This window comes from Stenotrophomonas sp. I18B00994 (genome assembly GCF_014145825.1).
In the GTDB taxonomy this organism is placed as follows: domain Bacteria; phylum Pseudomonadota; class Gammaproteobacteria; order Xanthomonadales; family Xanthomonadaceae; genus Stenotrophomonas; species Stenotrophomonas maltophilia.
On sequence record NZ_JACIUW010000001.1, the window covers coordinates 105,156 to 119,965 of the forward strand.

Annotated in this window: 17 protein-coding genes; 6 read left to right on the top strand and 11 right to left on the bottom strand. The window is 67.1% G+C overall.

Features of this window, described 5'->3' with window-relative positions; translation table 11 throughout:
• Nucleotides 1-32 precede the first annotated feature (32 nt).
• The 5 genes from H4O10_RS00510 to H4O10_RS00530 all read right to left on the bottom strand — a co-directional run bounded on the left by H4O10_RS00510 (nt 33) and on the right by H4O10_RS00530 (nt 4,103).
• On the bottom strand, nt 33-782 hold the full coding sequence (locus tag H4O10_RS00510; RefSeq protein ID WP_044571387.1) for a hypothetical protein: 750 nt from the start codon (nt 780-782) through the stop codon (nt 33-35).
• Nucleotides 783-794: 12 nt separating this feature from the next.
• Nucleotides 795-1,499, bottom strand: a complete 705-nt coding sequence (locus tag H4O10_RS00515; protein ID WP_012480358.1) for a C39 family peptidase — start codon at nt 1,497-1,499, stop codon at nt 795-797.
• A 99-nt stretch (nt 1,500-1,598) separates the two neighbouring features.
• A complete protein-coding gene (locus H4O10_RS00520) occupies nt 1,599-2,915 on the bottom strand; it encodes an adhesin (protein WP_099596127.1) in 1,317 nt (438 codons plus the stop codon).
• Nucleotides 2,916-2,958: 43 nt separating this feature from the next.
• Nucleotides 2,959-3,576 carry a hypothetical protein gene (locus H4O10_RS00525; protein ID WP_012480357.1) on the bottom strand — a complete coding sequence of 206 codons (618 nt, stop codon included), beginning with the start codon at nt 3,574-3,576 and terminating at the stop codon, nt 2,959-2,961.
• Complete coding sequence (locus H4O10_RS00530; protein ID WP_044570262.1) at nt 3,573-4,103, bottom strand: hypothetical protein; 531 nt, start codon at nt 4,101-4,103, stop codon at nt 3,573-3,575. The genes H4O10_RS00525 and H4O10_RS00530 overlap by 4 nt, the downstream gene beginning before the upstream one ends.
• Before the next feature lie 396 nt (nt 4,104-4,499).
• On the opposite strand from H4O10_RS00530, the gene H4O10_RS00535 reads away from it, so the two are divergent.
• On the top strand, nt 4,500-5,855 hold the full coding sequence (locus H4O10_RS00535) for a sigma-54 dependent transcriptional regulator (RefSeq protein ID WP_012480355.1): 1,356 nt from the start codon (nt 4,500-4,502) through the stop codon (nt 5,853-5,855).
• Here the strand turns inward: H4O10_RS00535 and H4O10_RS00540 are convergent, their stop codons facing one another.
• The 4 genes from H4O10_RS00540 to H4O10_RS00555 all read right to left on the bottom strand — a co-directional run bounded on the left by H4O10_RS00540 (nt 5,856) and on the right by H4O10_RS00555 (nt 8,679).
• Nucleotides 5,856-6,164 (bottom strand): hypothetical protein, encoded by a 309-nt coding sequence (locus tag H4O10_RS00540; protein ID WP_012480354.1) that lies wholly within the window; start codon nt 6,162-6,164, stop codon nt 5,856-5,858.
• Nucleotides 6,157-6,654, bottom strand: coding sequence for a hypothetical protein (locus H4O10_RS00545; protein ID WP_238379654.1), 498 nt, complete (start codon nt 6,652-6,654; stop codon nt 6,157-6,159). Before H4O10_RS00545 ends, H4O10_RS00540 begins: the two co-directional genes overlap by 8 nt.
• 106 nt (nt 6,655-6,760) lie before the next feature.
• Complete coding sequence (locus H4O10_RS00550; protein ID WP_012480352.1) at nt 6,761-7,642, bottom strand: PD40 domain-containing protein; 882 nt, start codon at nt 7,640-7,642, stop codon at nt 6,761-6,763.
• Nucleotides 7,639-8,679, bottom strand: a complete 1,041-nt coding sequence (locus H4O10_RS00555) for a twin-arginine translocation signal domain-containing protein (RefSeq protein ID WP_012480351.1) — start codon at nt 8,677-8,679, stop codon at nt 7,639-7,641. Before H4O10_RS00555 ends, H4O10_RS00550 begins: the two co-directional genes overlap by 4 nt.
• 91 nt (nt 8,680-8,770) lie before the next feature.
• Between H4O10_RS00555 and H4O10_RS00560 the strand changes: the two genes are divergently transcribed.
• From H4O10_RS00560 to H4O10_RS00575, 4 genes are read left to right on the top strand one after another with little or no spacing between them, the layout of a single operon-like run.
• Nucleotides 8,771-9,697, top strand: coding sequence for a LysR substrate-binding domain-containing protein (locus tag H4O10_RS00560; RefSeq protein WP_044570259.1), 927 nt, complete (start codon nt 8,771-8,773; stop codon nt 9,695-9,697).
• Entirely contained in the window at nt 9,694-10,155 is a 462-nt protein-coding gene (locus H4O10_RS00565; RefSeq protein ID WP_012480349.1) for an AraC family transcriptional regulator, read from the top strand. Before H4O10_RS00560 ends, H4O10_RS00565 begins: the two co-directional genes overlap by 4 nt.
• A gap of 10 nt (nt 10,156-10,165) precedes the next feature.
• Entirely contained in the window at nt 10,166-10,591 is a 426-nt protein-coding gene (locus H4O10_RS00570; RefSeq protein WP_012480348.1) for a VOC family protein, read from the top strand.
• Nucleotides 10,588-10,818 (top strand): hypothetical protein, encoded by a 231-nt coding sequence (locus tag H4O10_RS00575; protein ID WP_012480347.1) that lies wholly within the window; start codon nt 10,588-10,590, stop codon nt 10,816-10,818. The genes H4O10_RS00570 and H4O10_RS00575 overlap by 4 nt, the downstream gene beginning before the upstream one ends.
• A 6-nt stretch (nt 10,819-10,824) precedes the next feature.
• Here H4O10_RS00575 and H4O10_RS00580 read toward each other — a convergent pair whose 3' ends face one another.
• Together H4O10_RS00580 and H4O10_RS00585 are read right to left on the bottom strand one after the other, a co-directional pair.
• Complete coding sequence (locus tag H4O10_RS00580) at nt 10,825-11,520, bottom strand: HAD family phosphatase (RefSeq protein ID WP_012480346.1); 696 nt, start codon at nt 11,518-11,520, stop codon at nt 10,825-10,827.
• A 104-nt stretch (nt 11,521-11,624) separates the two neighbouring features.
• A complete protein-coding gene (locus H4O10_RS00585) occupies nt 11,625-12,365 on the bottom strand; it encodes a DNA/RNA non-specific endonuclease (protein ID WP_044570255.1) in 741 nt (246 codons plus the stop codon).
• Nucleotides 12,366-13,168: 803 nt separating this feature from the next.
• Here H4O10_RS00585 and H4O10_RS00590 point away from each other — a divergent pair.
• Nucleotides 13,169-14,743, top strand: coding sequence for an alpha/beta fold hydrolase (locus tag H4O10_RS00590; RefSeq protein ID WP_012480343.1), 1,575 nt, complete (start codon nt 13,169-13,171; stop codon nt 14,741-14,743).
• Nucleotides 14,744-14,810 lie beyond the last annotated feature (67 nt).

Consider the following 14,810-nt stretch of genomic DNA (forward strand, 5'->3'; position numbering starts at 1 on the left):
TTGTGGAGCGTTTCCCCCAATGCCAGGCCCTGCTACTGGCCCGGCCCCATGCCGCGGTTCAACGCAATCGCCTGGGCCACGTTCTGGCTCAACGGCAGGTTGCCGCCCGCGGTGTTCCTCACCAGTTCCAGCCGCAGCTGGTTGCTGGCCGCCTGGCCGTCACCGGCCAGGGCAATACCCTGGCCGACACTGCCATTGCGTATCCATTGCTGCACCAGTCCCTGGCCGTCCACCTGCAGCATCAGGCGTGCCTGGTTGCCGTCCAGCACAGCACTGGCACTGATACCGGCCTGCTGTGCGCTGGCCGAGTGAGCGCCGTCGGATGTGGCTGCGGGCACGGCACCGCCGCGCACCACCAGCGTGGTGACGTTGCGCGCGACATTGCCATCGCCGGCCACCTGCACGCTCTGCACCAGGCCGCTGGCGTTGGCCAGGCCGCTGCTGTCGATGCTGCGTCCGTGGGTATCGGGCAGCGGCGCATCGGCTGCCGTGACATGCACGCTGGGCTGGAAGCTGAGTTTCGGCGCGCCACCGCCACGGAAGTCCATGCCCAGGGTCAGGCCGCCCTGCAGGGTCGTGCCGTTGCTGGCCTGCCACTGCGACACCATGGTGACCCCGAACCAGGCGACGTTGTTGCCGCCCACGGTGTAGCGCCCCCGCATCAGGCTCAGCTCCGGATCGGGGATTTCCGTGAGGCCACGCCCGGTCCTGCCGTCGGCGGCCTGCAGGGGCAGGGCAGGGGCCATCAGCAGCAGAACCATCCATACGTGTTGGCGGAACATGGTCATACCTCCTCAGAACAGGTCGGCGTGGCTGAAGCCGAAGTCGACCAGTTCGGCATCGGTGATCGGCCCTTGCCGCGCGAAGAGCGCGCGGGCACTGGGCCGTTCGCTGGGTTGCAGAAGAGCGGTGTTGCGATCGAAGTCGCTGCCGATCACCACGAAGACCGCGCGCGATGGCCAGGCGGCCAGGAACTCCGGCAGCGCCAGGCTGCGGTTGCCGAGGATCGGGTCAGCCACTTCCACGATGCCGTTGCGCACCTGCTTGAGCACCACGAAATGGCGGAAACCGCGCACGTCCATCAGCACCAGTCCCGGCACGCGAAGGGTGCGCAGTCGTGTTTCATCGATGCGGTAGCCCCGGCCACGCATGCCCAGCGATTCCACGTAGCGCTTGATGTCGAGCAGGGAGAAGCCGCGTTCGGCCACCAGCGCTGGATCGGACACCCCCATCATCCCTTCAATCACCGTCGCCTCGTCGGTCTGCAGGTGGTAGGCGTGGCGAAGGATGGTCGCCAGCGCCGCAGCCCCGCAGCTGTAGTCGGTGTGCTGGCGTACCACGTTGCGGTAGCGCCGCTCCTGCATGCTCTCCACCTTCTGCTGCAGCAGAGCGCCATTGGGCAGTACGCCACTGAAGCGCACGTCGCCTGCCCACGCAGGAACAGTGGCCAGCAGCAACAGGCAGGCCAGCAGGCACATCGAAAGACGGCAACGGATCATCACGGTCTCCGGCAGCAGGGGGGAGCCCCTGCCCCAAGGGGGAGGAGGGACAGGGGCTCCCGGGAACCCGGCCATTGGCGGACGGCCGGGGTGTTGCGCTTACTCGCCGCTGCCACCACCGCCGCCGGTGCTGGGCTGGGCGACTGCCAGGGCCAGGCTGTTGGCCTGCAGGTTGCCGGTGCCTGCAGCCACGTTCACGCCGATGTTGCCGGAGGCGCCGGAGAAGGCGCTGCCGGACAATGCCGAGGTGTTGGTGGCGTTGACGTTCACCCAGCGCGTGGTGCTGACCGTGCCGCTGAGGCTGGCATACAGGTCGGCCACGCCCAGTTCGACGAACTGGCTGGTGCCACTCTCACGCGTATCGAAGCCCAGGCCGCCCACCCCCGGCCGGTTGGGGTTCATCGTGGCGTTCTGGATCTGGTTGTCCAGGTCGATGTGGCCGGTGCTGTTGCCACCCGGGTGTGGCAGCTCGCCACTCCACGTATCCAGGTAGTAGTTGGCCATCTGGTAGGCGTTGCCGGTACCGCGGTAGGTGCCCGCGCCATAGGCCAGGGTCAGGCCGCTGACGCCGCCATGCATGCCGACCTGCACGGTATCGGTGTAGGACTGCACGAAGCCGGCGTTGCTGACCGTGTTGCCGGTGGAGACCTGGTTGGAGCTGATGCTCGACTGGGCCACTGCCGTGGTCGCGACCGAGGCCGCGAGCGCGTTCTTCTGCTCGTTGTTGTTGCCCGAGGCGATGTTCACGCCGATGTTGCCGGACGCGCCGCCGAAAGCGTTGCCACCAAGACCTGCGGCGTTGGTGACGCCGGAGTTCATGGTCGCGTTGCCGAAGCCGGCCTGGTTGACGAACACCTCGGCGTCAGCCATGCCGAAGCTGAAGGACGCATCGGCAGCGGACAACGACGCGGCATTGTCCTGGGCATTGTTGTCGCCGGAGACCACGTTGAAGCCGAGATTGCCCGATGCGCCGGCACCCACGCTGTCACCGATGGACGCACTGTTGGTGACCAGGCTGTTGCTGGTGGCGTTGTTGCTGATCGACTGGCGGTTGTCGATCACGGCAATGGCCGCCGAGTCGAGGTCGATGTCGCCGGTGATGTTCGGATCGCCGGAGAAATTGATGTCGGTGCTCAGCCGCAGGTCCTTCTCCAGGTTCACGTCGACGCCGTGGTTGTTCTTCTCCTTGCGTTCGTCGGCCTGGATGTTGCTGTGCTTCTGCACATTGACGTTGACGGTGCGGTTGCGCACGTCGTTGTCGGTGCGGTTGTGCGTATCGTTGCGGGTTTCGCTGACGGTGTGGTTGTGGTTGATGTTCGCGTTGGCGTTCTGGTTGTCCCAGCCATTGGCCGCAGCGGCGGTCGAGGCAGTGGCAATCGCCATGGCGAGCATGGTCTGTTTGACGGTCGCTTTCATGATGCCCTCTCTCTCATCAGGTGGTGCATCGGTTGGGTGGTTGTCACGGGCGGTCCTGCACGACCAGGCCCAGCACGTTGGCCGTATCGTTGCCGTTGCCCGCGATCTGATTGAGTTGCAGGACCCCGTCGAATCCCCGCAGCGCGGTGCTGGCTACACCGGCGCTGCGGGTGCCCGTCGCGACGCCGCGACCGGTGTCGTCCCGCCCCCCTGCCAACGCGGAACCCTCGGCGGCCAAGGCCGTATCGTCGGTTTCGCGTATGCCCTGTCTGGCCAGCGTCGCGCTGACGACGTTGAGCGTCGTGTTGGCGATGCCGCTGGCCTGGTTGATGGACGCGATGCCACTGGCACCGGCCAGTGCATCACCGCCAATGTATGCAGTGGCCTGCAGCGGCCCGGACAGCACGCGGTTGCCCTGCTGCAGTTGCCGCGCATTGATCGCCACGTCGGCGCGATCGCCCTTGGCGATACCCCGCAGGTTGGCCTGCACGTTGAGGTCGCCGGCGGCCTGGTTCACGGCGATGGCGCCATTCGCCCCGGCCAGCGCGCGGCCGTCGATCCGGGCCACGTCGAGATAGGCGAGCATGCCGCTGTAGTCATCGGCCCGGGTCGCCGAGGGCGCGGCAGCGAGCAGCAGAAGCACGCCGTGCAGGGGCTTCATTTTCCACCTGCCGGGGCCGTGCCCTGCAGCGGGAACTGGGCCAGTGCGCCGCGCACGGTATCGGCGATACCGCGGGTGCTGCTGCCGACCGCACCGAGCGGCCCACTCATGGCGCCCCCCAGGCTGCTGCCGACCATGCCGTCGCCACTGCGGCCCAGCGTGCCGCCCAAGGCCTGCTGGGTGACCCGTTCAACGGTGGTTCCGCCCGGCGCCGCGATGGACGCGGCCTGGCCGGCGCCCATGCCGGCATAGTCCTCATCGCTCAACTCGTCCATGCCGGTCGTCGTGCCGCCGACCCCCAATGCGGCGGCGATCTCGCGCTGTGGCTTCGGGTCGGCTATCAGCGCCATGCCCCGTGGTGCCATGCGATAGGCCGGCCGCGCGGAGACGTCCCGCAACAGGACGATTTCGCCCGGTTGTGCCTTCACGCCCTGGCGGGCGCCCGATGCGGACGCGTCGGCGCCAACCGACAGCAGGGCTGTTGCCAGTGCTGCGGCCAGGCCGCGAATCAGGGTGGTGCCGTCCATGCCGATCTCCCGCGATGGGTGCGGCGGAACCACGCATCAACCGTGCCAACTTCGAAGTGTCCACCCGCCAACGCCGTGATCGTGCAGCACCTGACCGGGCTGCTGCCATGCTGTTACAGGCACGTCGCGGAATTGTTGGGATTTCGAAGCCCCAGGCACCGCAGGGCAAGGGCGGCGGGCGACTGTCGCATCGGTGTTACAGGTGGCGTCGCCGTCTGCAACGGTGCAGCTTCAGCCTCGAATTTCTTGACGCACTGCTCATTGCGCCGCCGTTTAGGGAAGCGCTAGGATCCGCCCAACAAAGGCCATCCCGGTGGCCGTAGAGGTCCCGGCGGGGGGCGGCACGCCGGTGATTGCCTGACAGTCCGCCGACGGTGTCCGGATGCTGGGGGAAGCATGGCAGCGGTCCCGGAGGCTTCTACGTCGCGTTGCGTGCTCTGGTTTGGCGAGCCGTTGGCGAACGAGCGCAGTGCGCTGGCGGCAGCGGGCTGGTATGTGCGCAGCATCCATCCCGATCCCGCCATGGCGATTGGCCTGCGTGGGCGCGATCGTTTGCTCGCCGTGCTCGATCTGCGCCATCTCGATGCGGTCGCGCTGCAGCTGCTGGCGCCGTGGATCGAGCAGCACCAGCATCTGCCCTGGTTGGCGGTACTGCCACCGGGTGCCGGACCCACATCGCCTGCTTGGCTGCCGTTGCTGCAGCGATGCTGCGCGCGCTTCACGCTGCCGTTCGGCCTGCAGGACCTGGTCTGCGCAATGCGCCAGCAGTTCGACGCGGATGATCCGCCTGTCGACGCAACCTGCGGTGGGCACGGACCGCACGCGCTGATTGGCGAAAGCGCCGCGTTGCATGCGGTGCGCGCGGTGCTGCACAAGTTTGCGCCGGTGGAGCTGCCGGTGCTGGTCACAGGTGAAACCGGTACAGGCAAGGAACTGGCCGCACACGCGCTGCATGCGCTGTCGGGGCGTGCCGGCAAGCCTTTCATTGCAGTGAACTGCGGTGCGATTCCGGCCAACCTGGTGCAGTCGGAGCTGTTCGGCCACGAACGTGGCTCGTTCACCGGTGCCGACAAGCGGCAGATCGGCGTGTTCGAATCGGCCCACGGCGGAACGGTGTTTCTTGATGAGGTGGGCGATCTGCCGGCAGAGGCACAGACCAGTCTGCTGCGCGTGCTGCAGGAGGGAACCTTCGAGCGCGTGGGCAGCAGCCAGCCGCTGCGCGCAGACGTGCGTGTGCTTGCCGCGACCCACGTCGAACTGGAACACGCGGTGGCGCAGGGGCGGTTCCGCAGCGATCTCTACTACCGCCTTAATGTGCTGCGCCTGCTGATGCCGCCGCTGCGCGAGCGCGGTGCCGACGTGCAGCTGCTGGCCGAGCACTTCCTGCGCTGCTTCCGGTTGCGCCACGGCGTGCGTGCACGCGGCTTTGCACCGGCCGCAGTACAGGCCATGCGGCGCTTCGACTGGCCCGGCAACGTACGCGAACTGCTGAACCGTGTGCAGCGTGCAGCGATCATGGCCGAAGGCGAGCTGATCAGTGAGCGTGACCTGGAGCTGGGCGCATCGACGGCGGTCCTGCCGGCGGCGATGCTGCACGATGCACGGGGGCAGGCCGAGCGCGATGTGCTGCTGCAGACCCTGCGCCAGACCGGCTACAACGTCTCCGAGTGTGCGCGGCAGATGCAGATATCGCGCGTGACGGTGTATCGCCTGTGCCGCAAGCACCGGCTGGAGCTGCCTGCGCAGCGCTGATCAGCCGGCCGCGAGGTGCTTGAACAGGCGCAACGGCTTGGCCGCGACGCGCTCGATCACGCCCTTGGCTTCCAGGTCCAGCTGCACGGCCTTCAACCACCAGCCGGCGGTGGCACCTGCCGGGAACAGGGTGGCGGGCAGATGTGGCAGCAGTGCCTGTTTTGCCTGCGCAACGGTCAGGCCGGGCGGTTGCGCAGGCAGGGCCCGCAGCAAGGCGTGGCGCATGGCGAGATACTTGGCCCGATCCACGCGCTGGATGTGCCCGGGCGTGGTGATGCTCTCGATCTCGATCCGCTCGGGCTCAGACATGGGTATCTCCCGCGACTTCGATGCGCGGGCTGCGGAAGCCCATGGCGATCCACGCCTTCATCAGGCGGGCGTAGAACCGCAGCGAGCGGGTCTTCAGGTTCGGCACATCGTCTGGAAGGACAGACGGGTCAGGAAGATCACTGACCATCGTCCGCATCTCCACGGCGGGTCTTGTCGACGCCGGCCACAACAGGCCATACAGGCTCAGCCAATGGCCGCCGCTGAACTCCAGGAAGAGCGGTGTATTGCAGCATCCCGCCACGACGCGGCGGCTGCCGCCCCTGCTGGACAACCGCAACGTGCGCAGCATGGCATGTCCGGCATCGATGCTGACGCGATCCTTGCGGTGCATTACGAAGAGCGTCTGGCCGTGCGGGCCCAGGACGTCCGGTGCTCGGGGCATCGACTGCAGCATGGCGCCGGCCTTGCGGCAGCTGTCGCAGCAGCATTCGACGGTGGCAATGGGTTGGCCCGTGGCGGTCAGGCGCACCTGGCCGCAGGCGCAGGCAAGGGACTGGTGTGAGGTCATCTGCGTTTTCTCCTGGGGTTTCATCCTCTCGACGAACCGGGGCGCCGAAAATCGACAGCATCTGCCTTCAAGGGCGCATCATCCGAAAGCGGATGCGATACAGGTCCAACCCTGCACCGTCCGCGCGCCGCGCCGAATAGGTCAAGGTGTCGGGTTGCGAGCCATCCAGCATCGCGCCGTAGCTGTCGCCGGAGGCCTCGTTCAAGGGGGAGGGCAATGCAAGGCCCGCGTCATAACGGCCTCCACGCGCGTAGGCGATGAACTGGCGTACCCGTGCACTGCCGAAGTCCAGGGCGCGGGCAAACACCAGCGTCCGGCCGTCGCCCAGGAAGGTGGCATCGAACTCCTGCGCTGCGGTATTGAGGTTTCCCGGCAGCGGCTGTGCCGGCTGCGCGACGCCGCCGATCATCGCCGCGCTGTAGAGGTCATGGCCGCCGGCACCGCCCGCACGATCGCTGGAGAACAACAGCGTACGACCGTCTGGCGAGAGCATCGGCGCGAACTCATCGTTCACGCTGTTCACTGCGGGGCCAAGATTGACCGGCTCCCCGAATCGACCGTCGCTCCCCATGCTGACCCGATACAGATCGTCGCCGCCCTGGCCGCCTGCGCGATCCGAACAGAAATACACCACGCGGCCATCGGCGGAAAAGGCGGGATCGAAGTCGCGCCCCGGCGTGTTGAACGGCACCGGCGTTGCCGGCCGCCAGCGCTGCCCATCGTTGCGGGAGACCCAGATGTCATACCCGCCCGGACCGCCGGGCCGGTTGCGGCTGAACCACAGTGCGGTTTTTCCGTCCGGGCTCAAGGTCAGTCGAATCTCGTCGTACTGCGTGGATGCAACGCCCGGGGCAAAGCGCTCGGCCGGGCCGACGATCTGCAGCACCCTGGATGGAGACGCGGCAGGCGACGCAGCAACCAGCAGCAGCACGGCCAGCAGCGCCTTCATGCCTGTCGCTCGAAGTCGCTGACCCAGTTGGTTTCCCAGCTGCGCCCACCATCAATCGAAGCCGCCTGTTCCCAGCGCGCCGAACGCGGGGTGATGCGTGACCAGATCACCCGTGTCCGGATTGTTCGACCGTCGTGCTGGTCTTCGCCGAAAAAGCGGCCGACACCAGCCTGGAAACCACCGCGCAGTGGCGCGCCGATCCGGGTCGGCTCCCGGCCATCCAGCCACCAGCTCAGCCAGTGCCGCTCCGCCGCATTCCAGGCGCGGATGCCCATGCCGCACAGCGGCGCTCCAGGCATGTCCATCAGGTTGTCACCCACGTTGCCGAATCCTCCCAGGACCGGCCAGTTGTGCAGGGTGCCGTTGAACGCGTCCCATGCATCGCTGCCTGTCAGCCGAGCGCGCAGGCGACGATGGCGCACGTTCCAATGGCCCACCAGGAAATCAAAATCGCCCGGTGCATCCGGCAGCTTCGGAAGCGGAGAGGGGACCGCAGCAGTGCGGCGGAACCAGTTGCGCCAGTTCACTTCCCAGTGCGCACCGGCATCGTCGGAGAACGCCTGTTCCCACCACGGCTCCTCGCCGTGGATGTCGTGCCAACGGAACCAGACCTCGATGGGGCGCCCGTCGATCCGGTCGGTGCCGCGGAAGCTGCCGGCATCGCCCTTGAAAGCGCCGCGCACAGGGGCTTCGATATGGGCAGGGTTGCGGCCATCGATCCACCAGATCGACCACGTGGAAGACACCGGATCGAATGCACGCACGCCCAGGCCCCTGTAGGGGCCCGAAGGCAGCGCCATGACGTTGTCATCGATGGTGCCGAGTCCGCCCAGGGTGAGCCAGACCGCGCTGGAACCGGTGAAGGACTCCCAACGGGTATCGCCGACCAGGCGGTCCTTCAGGCGTCGGTGCCGGACCTGCCAGTTGCCCTGCAACCATTTCCAGTCTTCGCCGTGGCTGGGCAGGGCCCACCCGGGGGGCAGCGCCGTAGATGCCGCCGCGGCGGCCAGGGTGGCCAGGAACTGCCGTCGATCCATGTGCGTGATCCCCTGTCGAAGGTGCCTCCATCGTTGCGCGTACCAGGGGGATTGACCACGCAGATATCGGGGCTCAGGCTAAGTCACACTTATGGTCACCCAACGCCAGCTGCCATCGCTTGCCGCCATCCGTGCCTTCGAGGCGGCGGCGCGGCTGGGCAGCTTCGCGCGCGCCGCCGAAGAGCTTGACACCAGTGCGGCGTCGGTGAGCTACCACGTGCGGCGGCTGGAGGCCCAGACCGGCATCTGCCTGTTCCTGCGCCACGCACAGCACGTGGAACTGACGGCGGCGGGTGCCAGCGTCGCCCAGGAGGCGACCCGGGCATTCGATGCACTGCGCGCCAGCTTCATGCGCGCCGCTGACAGGGATGCGGCGCGACTGCGCCTGTCCGTGCTGCCGACGCTGGGCACCAGTTGGCTGACGCCGCGGCTGGGCACGTTCCGCGCCCGCCACCGGCATTTCGTGCTGGAACTGGACCTGTCGGCAGCGCCGCAGGATCTGGCTGCCGGTCACTTCGATGCCGCCATCCGCAATGGCCAGGGCGAATGGCCGGGTCTTCAGGCAACTCCCTTGTTTCCCAGCGTGTTCACACCGTTGTGTGCGCCGGCGCTGCTGCACGAGGCGCGTGGGCTGGGCAGCAGCGCGCTGGAGATTCCCCTGCTCGGGCGGCCGGACTGGTGGGCCCTGTGGTTTGCCGCGCACGGACACATTCCACCGCCGCCACCGGAGAGTTTCGTCGCGCCCTTTGCCGTCGAACATCTGGATGTCGGCGCCGCGATCGCCGGGCAAGGCATCGCCATTGGTTCGCCGATCCTTTTCCAGGCCGAGCTGGACAGCGGGCGGCTGGTGCAGGCGCATCCGGGTGTCGCCAGCGACGGTCGCAGCTTCTGGTTCGTGGCACCCACGGCGCGAAATGGCAGTGCCAAGGTCATTGCATTGCGTGACTGGCTGGTCGAGCAGGCCGCTGAGGCGCGGCACGCGGCACGCCACTACCTGGCCCAGGCGGTGGTGCCATGAACCAGAGCCCCGAACTGCTGCGGCGCCTGCTGCGTGCCAAGGACCGGATGGACCGCGCCAGCCATGAGGAATGGCCGGTCGCGCGCCTGGCCGAGGTCAGTGCGGTGTCGCCGGCGCACTTCGCCCGCTCGTTCAAGCAGGCCTTCGGGCTGCCACCGCACCGCTATCTCCTCAGCCGGCGCATCGAACGGGCCGTGGCGATGTTGCGTGACACCGAGTTGCCGGTCACCGAAATCGCCGCGCAGACCGGGTGGAACAGTCTGGGTACCTTCGGCCGCATCTTCCGTGACATCACCGGTGACAGCCCGGGCAATGTGCGTGAGCGTGAGCGTGCGGGCCAGGCGGCGTCGGCCAGCGTGCCGGAATGCCATGCACGCGCCGCGCAGCGCCCGGACCTGAAGATCGCAGTTTTGGAGAAGCGCCGCCGCGAGGCGGTTGCTAACGTGGACCCTACCTGAGGGAGGTCCCATGACGAACACTGTGAACACGGTCGGCCTGTATGTGCGCGACCAGGATGAGGCGCTGGCGTTCTACGTCGGCAAGCTCGGCTTCGAAGTGCATACCGACGTACGCAATGGCAGCTACCGCTGGCTGACGGTACGCAGCCCGGGCCAGGACGGTTTCCAGCTGGGCCTGTTCGTGCCAGGCCCGCCCACCCACGACGCCGCTACCACGCTTGCGCTGCAGCAGCTGGTGGCCAAGGGCGCAATGCCGCCGCTGGTGCTGGCCGTGGATGACTGCCAGGCGCGCTACACGCAATGGCTGGCACAGGGTGTGGAATTCACCCAGGAGCCGATCGAGCGCTATGGCGCCGTCGACGCCGGATTCCGTGACCCATCAGGCAATGGTTGGAAGATGATCGAAGCCCGTTCCGAAGCGAGGCGCCGGCAATGAGCCGCAGTGGCTGGGCACGGCCCGTGCATCGTTGGACCTCGATCGTGTTCACCCTGGCAGTGATCGCCAACTTCGCCGTTCGCGGGCTGGGGCAGGGCGAACCTGCAGCGTGGATCACCTATTCGCCGCTGCCGCCGCTGTTCCTGCAACTGTTCACCGGCCTGTACCTGTTCGCGCTGCACTACGCCGGAAAGCGCCGCAGCGCCGCACTGGGCACTGCGGGCTGAGCAGGGTCAGGCGACGGCGTCCACCGCGTAGGCTGCAAGCAGGCCCGGCAGCTGGTCCATGCGCTGGAAAATCACCTTTGCACCGACTGCGCGCAGGGCTTCGGGCGTACTGTGGTGCGGGCCACCCTCACTGAAGCCGAACACGGTGGCGCCTGCGGCAACGCCCGCAGTGGCGCCGGTGACGGTGTCCTCGATCACTGCACAGCGCGTCGGGTCGACGCCCAGCGCTGCAGCTGCAGCCAGGTACACGTCCGGGTGCGGCTTGGTGCGCGGCATGTCCTGGCCACTGAACACATGGGCACCGAAGGCATCAAGGATGCCGACCTTGCCCAGCTGCAGCTTCACCTTGTGCAGGTCGGCACCGGAAGCGCAGGCGATCCGCCCGCCGGTGGCCGCAGCGATCGCACGCACGGCCTCGGGTGCCCCCTGGATCGCTTCAAGGTCACGTTCCAGTGCCCGGTTGCGCTGCTGGCGGAACTCCTCCAGCCATTCCTCGGTGAACGGCTTGCCGGTGCGCTCTGCGATCAGCCCTGCCAGATGGGCCACGGACTGGCCGAGGAAGACTTCACCCGCCTGCGCAGGGGTCAGCGACCAGCCGCGTGCGGTCAGCATTTCCGAGAGAACGCGGGCGACCAGCGGCTCGGAATCGACGAGTACGCCGTCGCAGTCGAACAGCACGGCATCAAACGGGAAACGGGACATCTACAGCTCCAGGGGGCAATGCAGTGGTGCAATTGCCTGCCATTTTCCCACAGCCATCCCTGTGTGGCACCCGGACTGGGTGCCACCCATTCCCGGTCGGCCGGTCAGCCCAGGTCACAGCCCGCCGGCTGCGGCCAGGTGCTGGGCGGCAGCATGTTCTTCAGCGAGGCCGGTGCGTTGATCGCTACGTAGCTCGCACCCAGCAGCTCCTCCAGATCGGCGATGGTCACCAGATAGCTGTCGAGGCTGCCCAGATTGGCTTCGTTGGGAATGATCCAGCTGATCGCCTTGGCGGTGCCGGTGTTCGGGTCACGGGTGATGATGGTCTTCCAGAAGAACTCCGGCGTCGGGATGCCGTGGCTGGAAAGGAAGTAGTCGTTGGAGGCGTCGCCGTAGACCACGCCACCATAGACATCCACCGGCGCGATGTCGCGGTAGCACTCGGCCACGTTCTCGGCCTTCACCCAGATGCCCTGGTTGAAGCTGGACACCTGCGGAACGATGTTGGTCATGTAGTTGGCGCGGCGGATGTAGGTCGCGTTGTAGTCCATGTGGTTGGACGTCACCAGATGGCCGCGGTCATAGCCGGACGTGATGCTGGCGTAGGAGGCGGTGCTGGTCTGGCCGAGGCAGCCTGCCGGCAGGTCCGGATCCTTGTAGAAGCTGGACGGGCGCGCGGCCGAACCGGTGTCTGCGGTCAGGGTGTATTCGTAGCGGGTGGCGCTGTGGATGCTGCAGTCGTAGGTGAGCACGAAGCCACCCTTGTTGAGGGTGACGACCTGGGCCTGGGCAGCGCCGGCGAAGGCACTGAGGACGAACGCGAAGAAGAAGCTTGCAAGGCGCATTGCGGTTCTCCAGCAGAAGTTCAGGGCGCAGCCGTCCGCCACGACCAGGCCGGGGCGAAGTCATGGGAGGGCGTTGCGGGGACGGGGGCTACGGATTGCGGTGGGACCTGACCGCACGGTGGGGCCATGCAGGCCCTGCGGTGTCGCAAGCGTCACAAGCTGTCGCCTTTCGGTCAATGACGAAAAGACGAAGCTGTGACAGCCCGCAAGCACTGGTGATGTGTCAAATCAGGCGGCGCGTGGGTGACATGCGCGCGTGCTAGGGCGTCGTAGCGCAGGGGGTGTACGACTCGATATCCTGCGCAGCAGGACCGGAAACCGCAGGATCGAGCAAGGCGAATGATCCACAGTGAACTGCTTGCAGGGGGCGCCGCAGCTGCCCTGATCGGGGTTGCAATCGTGGCTGCGCTGCGTCGACAGAGACGCCCGCCCCATCGCAGCTTCAAGTGTGGGCGCTGCGGCAACGCCGCCCTCCATGACGAACGTACCAGTGGCGCCTGGCGCGCTGGGAAGCAGCGCTTCTACTGCAGGGCCTGTCATGCCGCCTGGCTGCGATCGCATCCACAGGCGTCCGCGCCGCACCGCGGGGTGTCCGGATGCCTGGGCGTCGTTGCCACACTTGCATTGATGCCACTTGCGGGCCTGGTGGCGTGGGTGATCCACCGCGCCTGAATGTGATCCTGCATCGATCCAGCCGGCCGCCGGCTTCGAAAGCGCCATGCTGCGTCGCAAGGTGCCACCCACCATTCGCATTGGTACGGTCCGATCCATTGCACCACCACCACCGACGGGGAGAGACCACGATGCGCAAGGTAGTGCTGCTGTTGATCCTGCTGACCGGGCTGGCGCCCACCGCCTGGGCGGCCACGGTCAAGACCACCCATCGCACCATTCCCAGCTGGGATGGAACGCCTCTCGGGGCCTTCGTCATCGAACCGCAGGACGCGGGCAGCGGACGGTATCCGCTGCTGGTGATGCCCAGCAGCTGGGCCGTGCCCAGCGTGGAGTACGTGGGCGTGGCGCAGTCGTTGGCCCGTCGCGGCTATGTGGTCATCAGCTACAGCTCGCGTGGTTTCTGGGAGTCCGGCGGCAGCATCGACATCGCCGGGCCGGCCACGGTGGAGGACGTCAGTGCACTGATTGACTGGGCGCTGGACAACACCCGCGCCGACCCGTCACGAATCGGCGTATCGGGCATCTCCTATGGGGCCGGCACCAGCCTGCTGGCGGCCGCACGCGATCCGCGCATCAAGGCAGTGGCTGCACTGAGTGGATGGGCCGACCTGCAGGCCTCGCTGTACAGCAACGACACCCCCAGCGCACAGGGCATCGCGCTGTTGGTTGCCGCAGGCCTGGCCACCGGTCGCCCGGGACCGGAGCTGTCCACCATCAATCGCAATGTGCTGGTCGGCAACTACCAGGGCGCGGTGGACTCGCTGCTACCGGTGGCGGCGCAACGCAGTCCTGCGGCCAGCATCGATGAGATCAACGCCAACCAGCCAGCGGTGTTCCTGGCCAACGCCTTCAACGACAGCCTGTTCCCGCCGGGCCAGCTGGTCGATTTCTTCAACCGCCTGAAGGGCCCCAAGCAGCTGCAGTTGCGCCATGGCGATCACGCGCTCAACGAAGCCTTTGGCGCACTGGGTGTTCCCAACGAGGTCTACGATTCGGTGGGCGACTGGTTCGACCATTACCTGAAGGGGGTGGCCAATGGCATCGACCGGCAGCCTGCGGTGCAGCTGAAGTCACAGAAGGGCAGCTGGAGCACGTATGCGAACTGGCAGGCGACCAATGCCGGCGCCATCAGCTATGCGCTGACCGCACCCAAAGGGCTGCTGCTGCCCACCGGAGGCCTGGCCGAAAGTGGAAGCAGCACCGGCTGGAACTACCGTATCGGCAGCGGCCTGCTGACCGCTGCCAATTCTGGCGTGGCGATGGCCTCCGGCGCGCTGCAGATGATCAATCTGCCGCCGGGCGCCTATGTGCCGTTCGTGGGCCGCAACGCCGCAGGTGTGTGGCAGGGGCCGATCCAGTGGAGTGCGCAGCGCCTGGACGGCACGCCGGAAGTGCGCTTGACCGTCACGCCCAGCCGCGCCAACACCACGCTGTATGCCTACCTGTATGCCGAGGACGTGCTGGGCAATGGTCAGCTGATCAGCCACAAGCCTTACACGCTGCGCGGTGTCACGCCGGGGCAGGCGAAGACCATCGACCTGCGGCTGGAGGCCAGCAGCTGGGACGTGCCGGCCGGCAGTCGCCTGACCCTGGTGATGGACACCGTGGACCTGCGCTACGCAGGCATCAGCCAGTTGGGTGGCACGGTGACCTTCAGTTCACCGGCGAACGCGCCGTCGATGCTGAAGCTGCCGCTGCATTGATGGAAGGCCGCGCCCGTTGCGGCGGGCGCGGTACGCCAGGCTGGAAAACTGCGAGACTGGCGTTTGT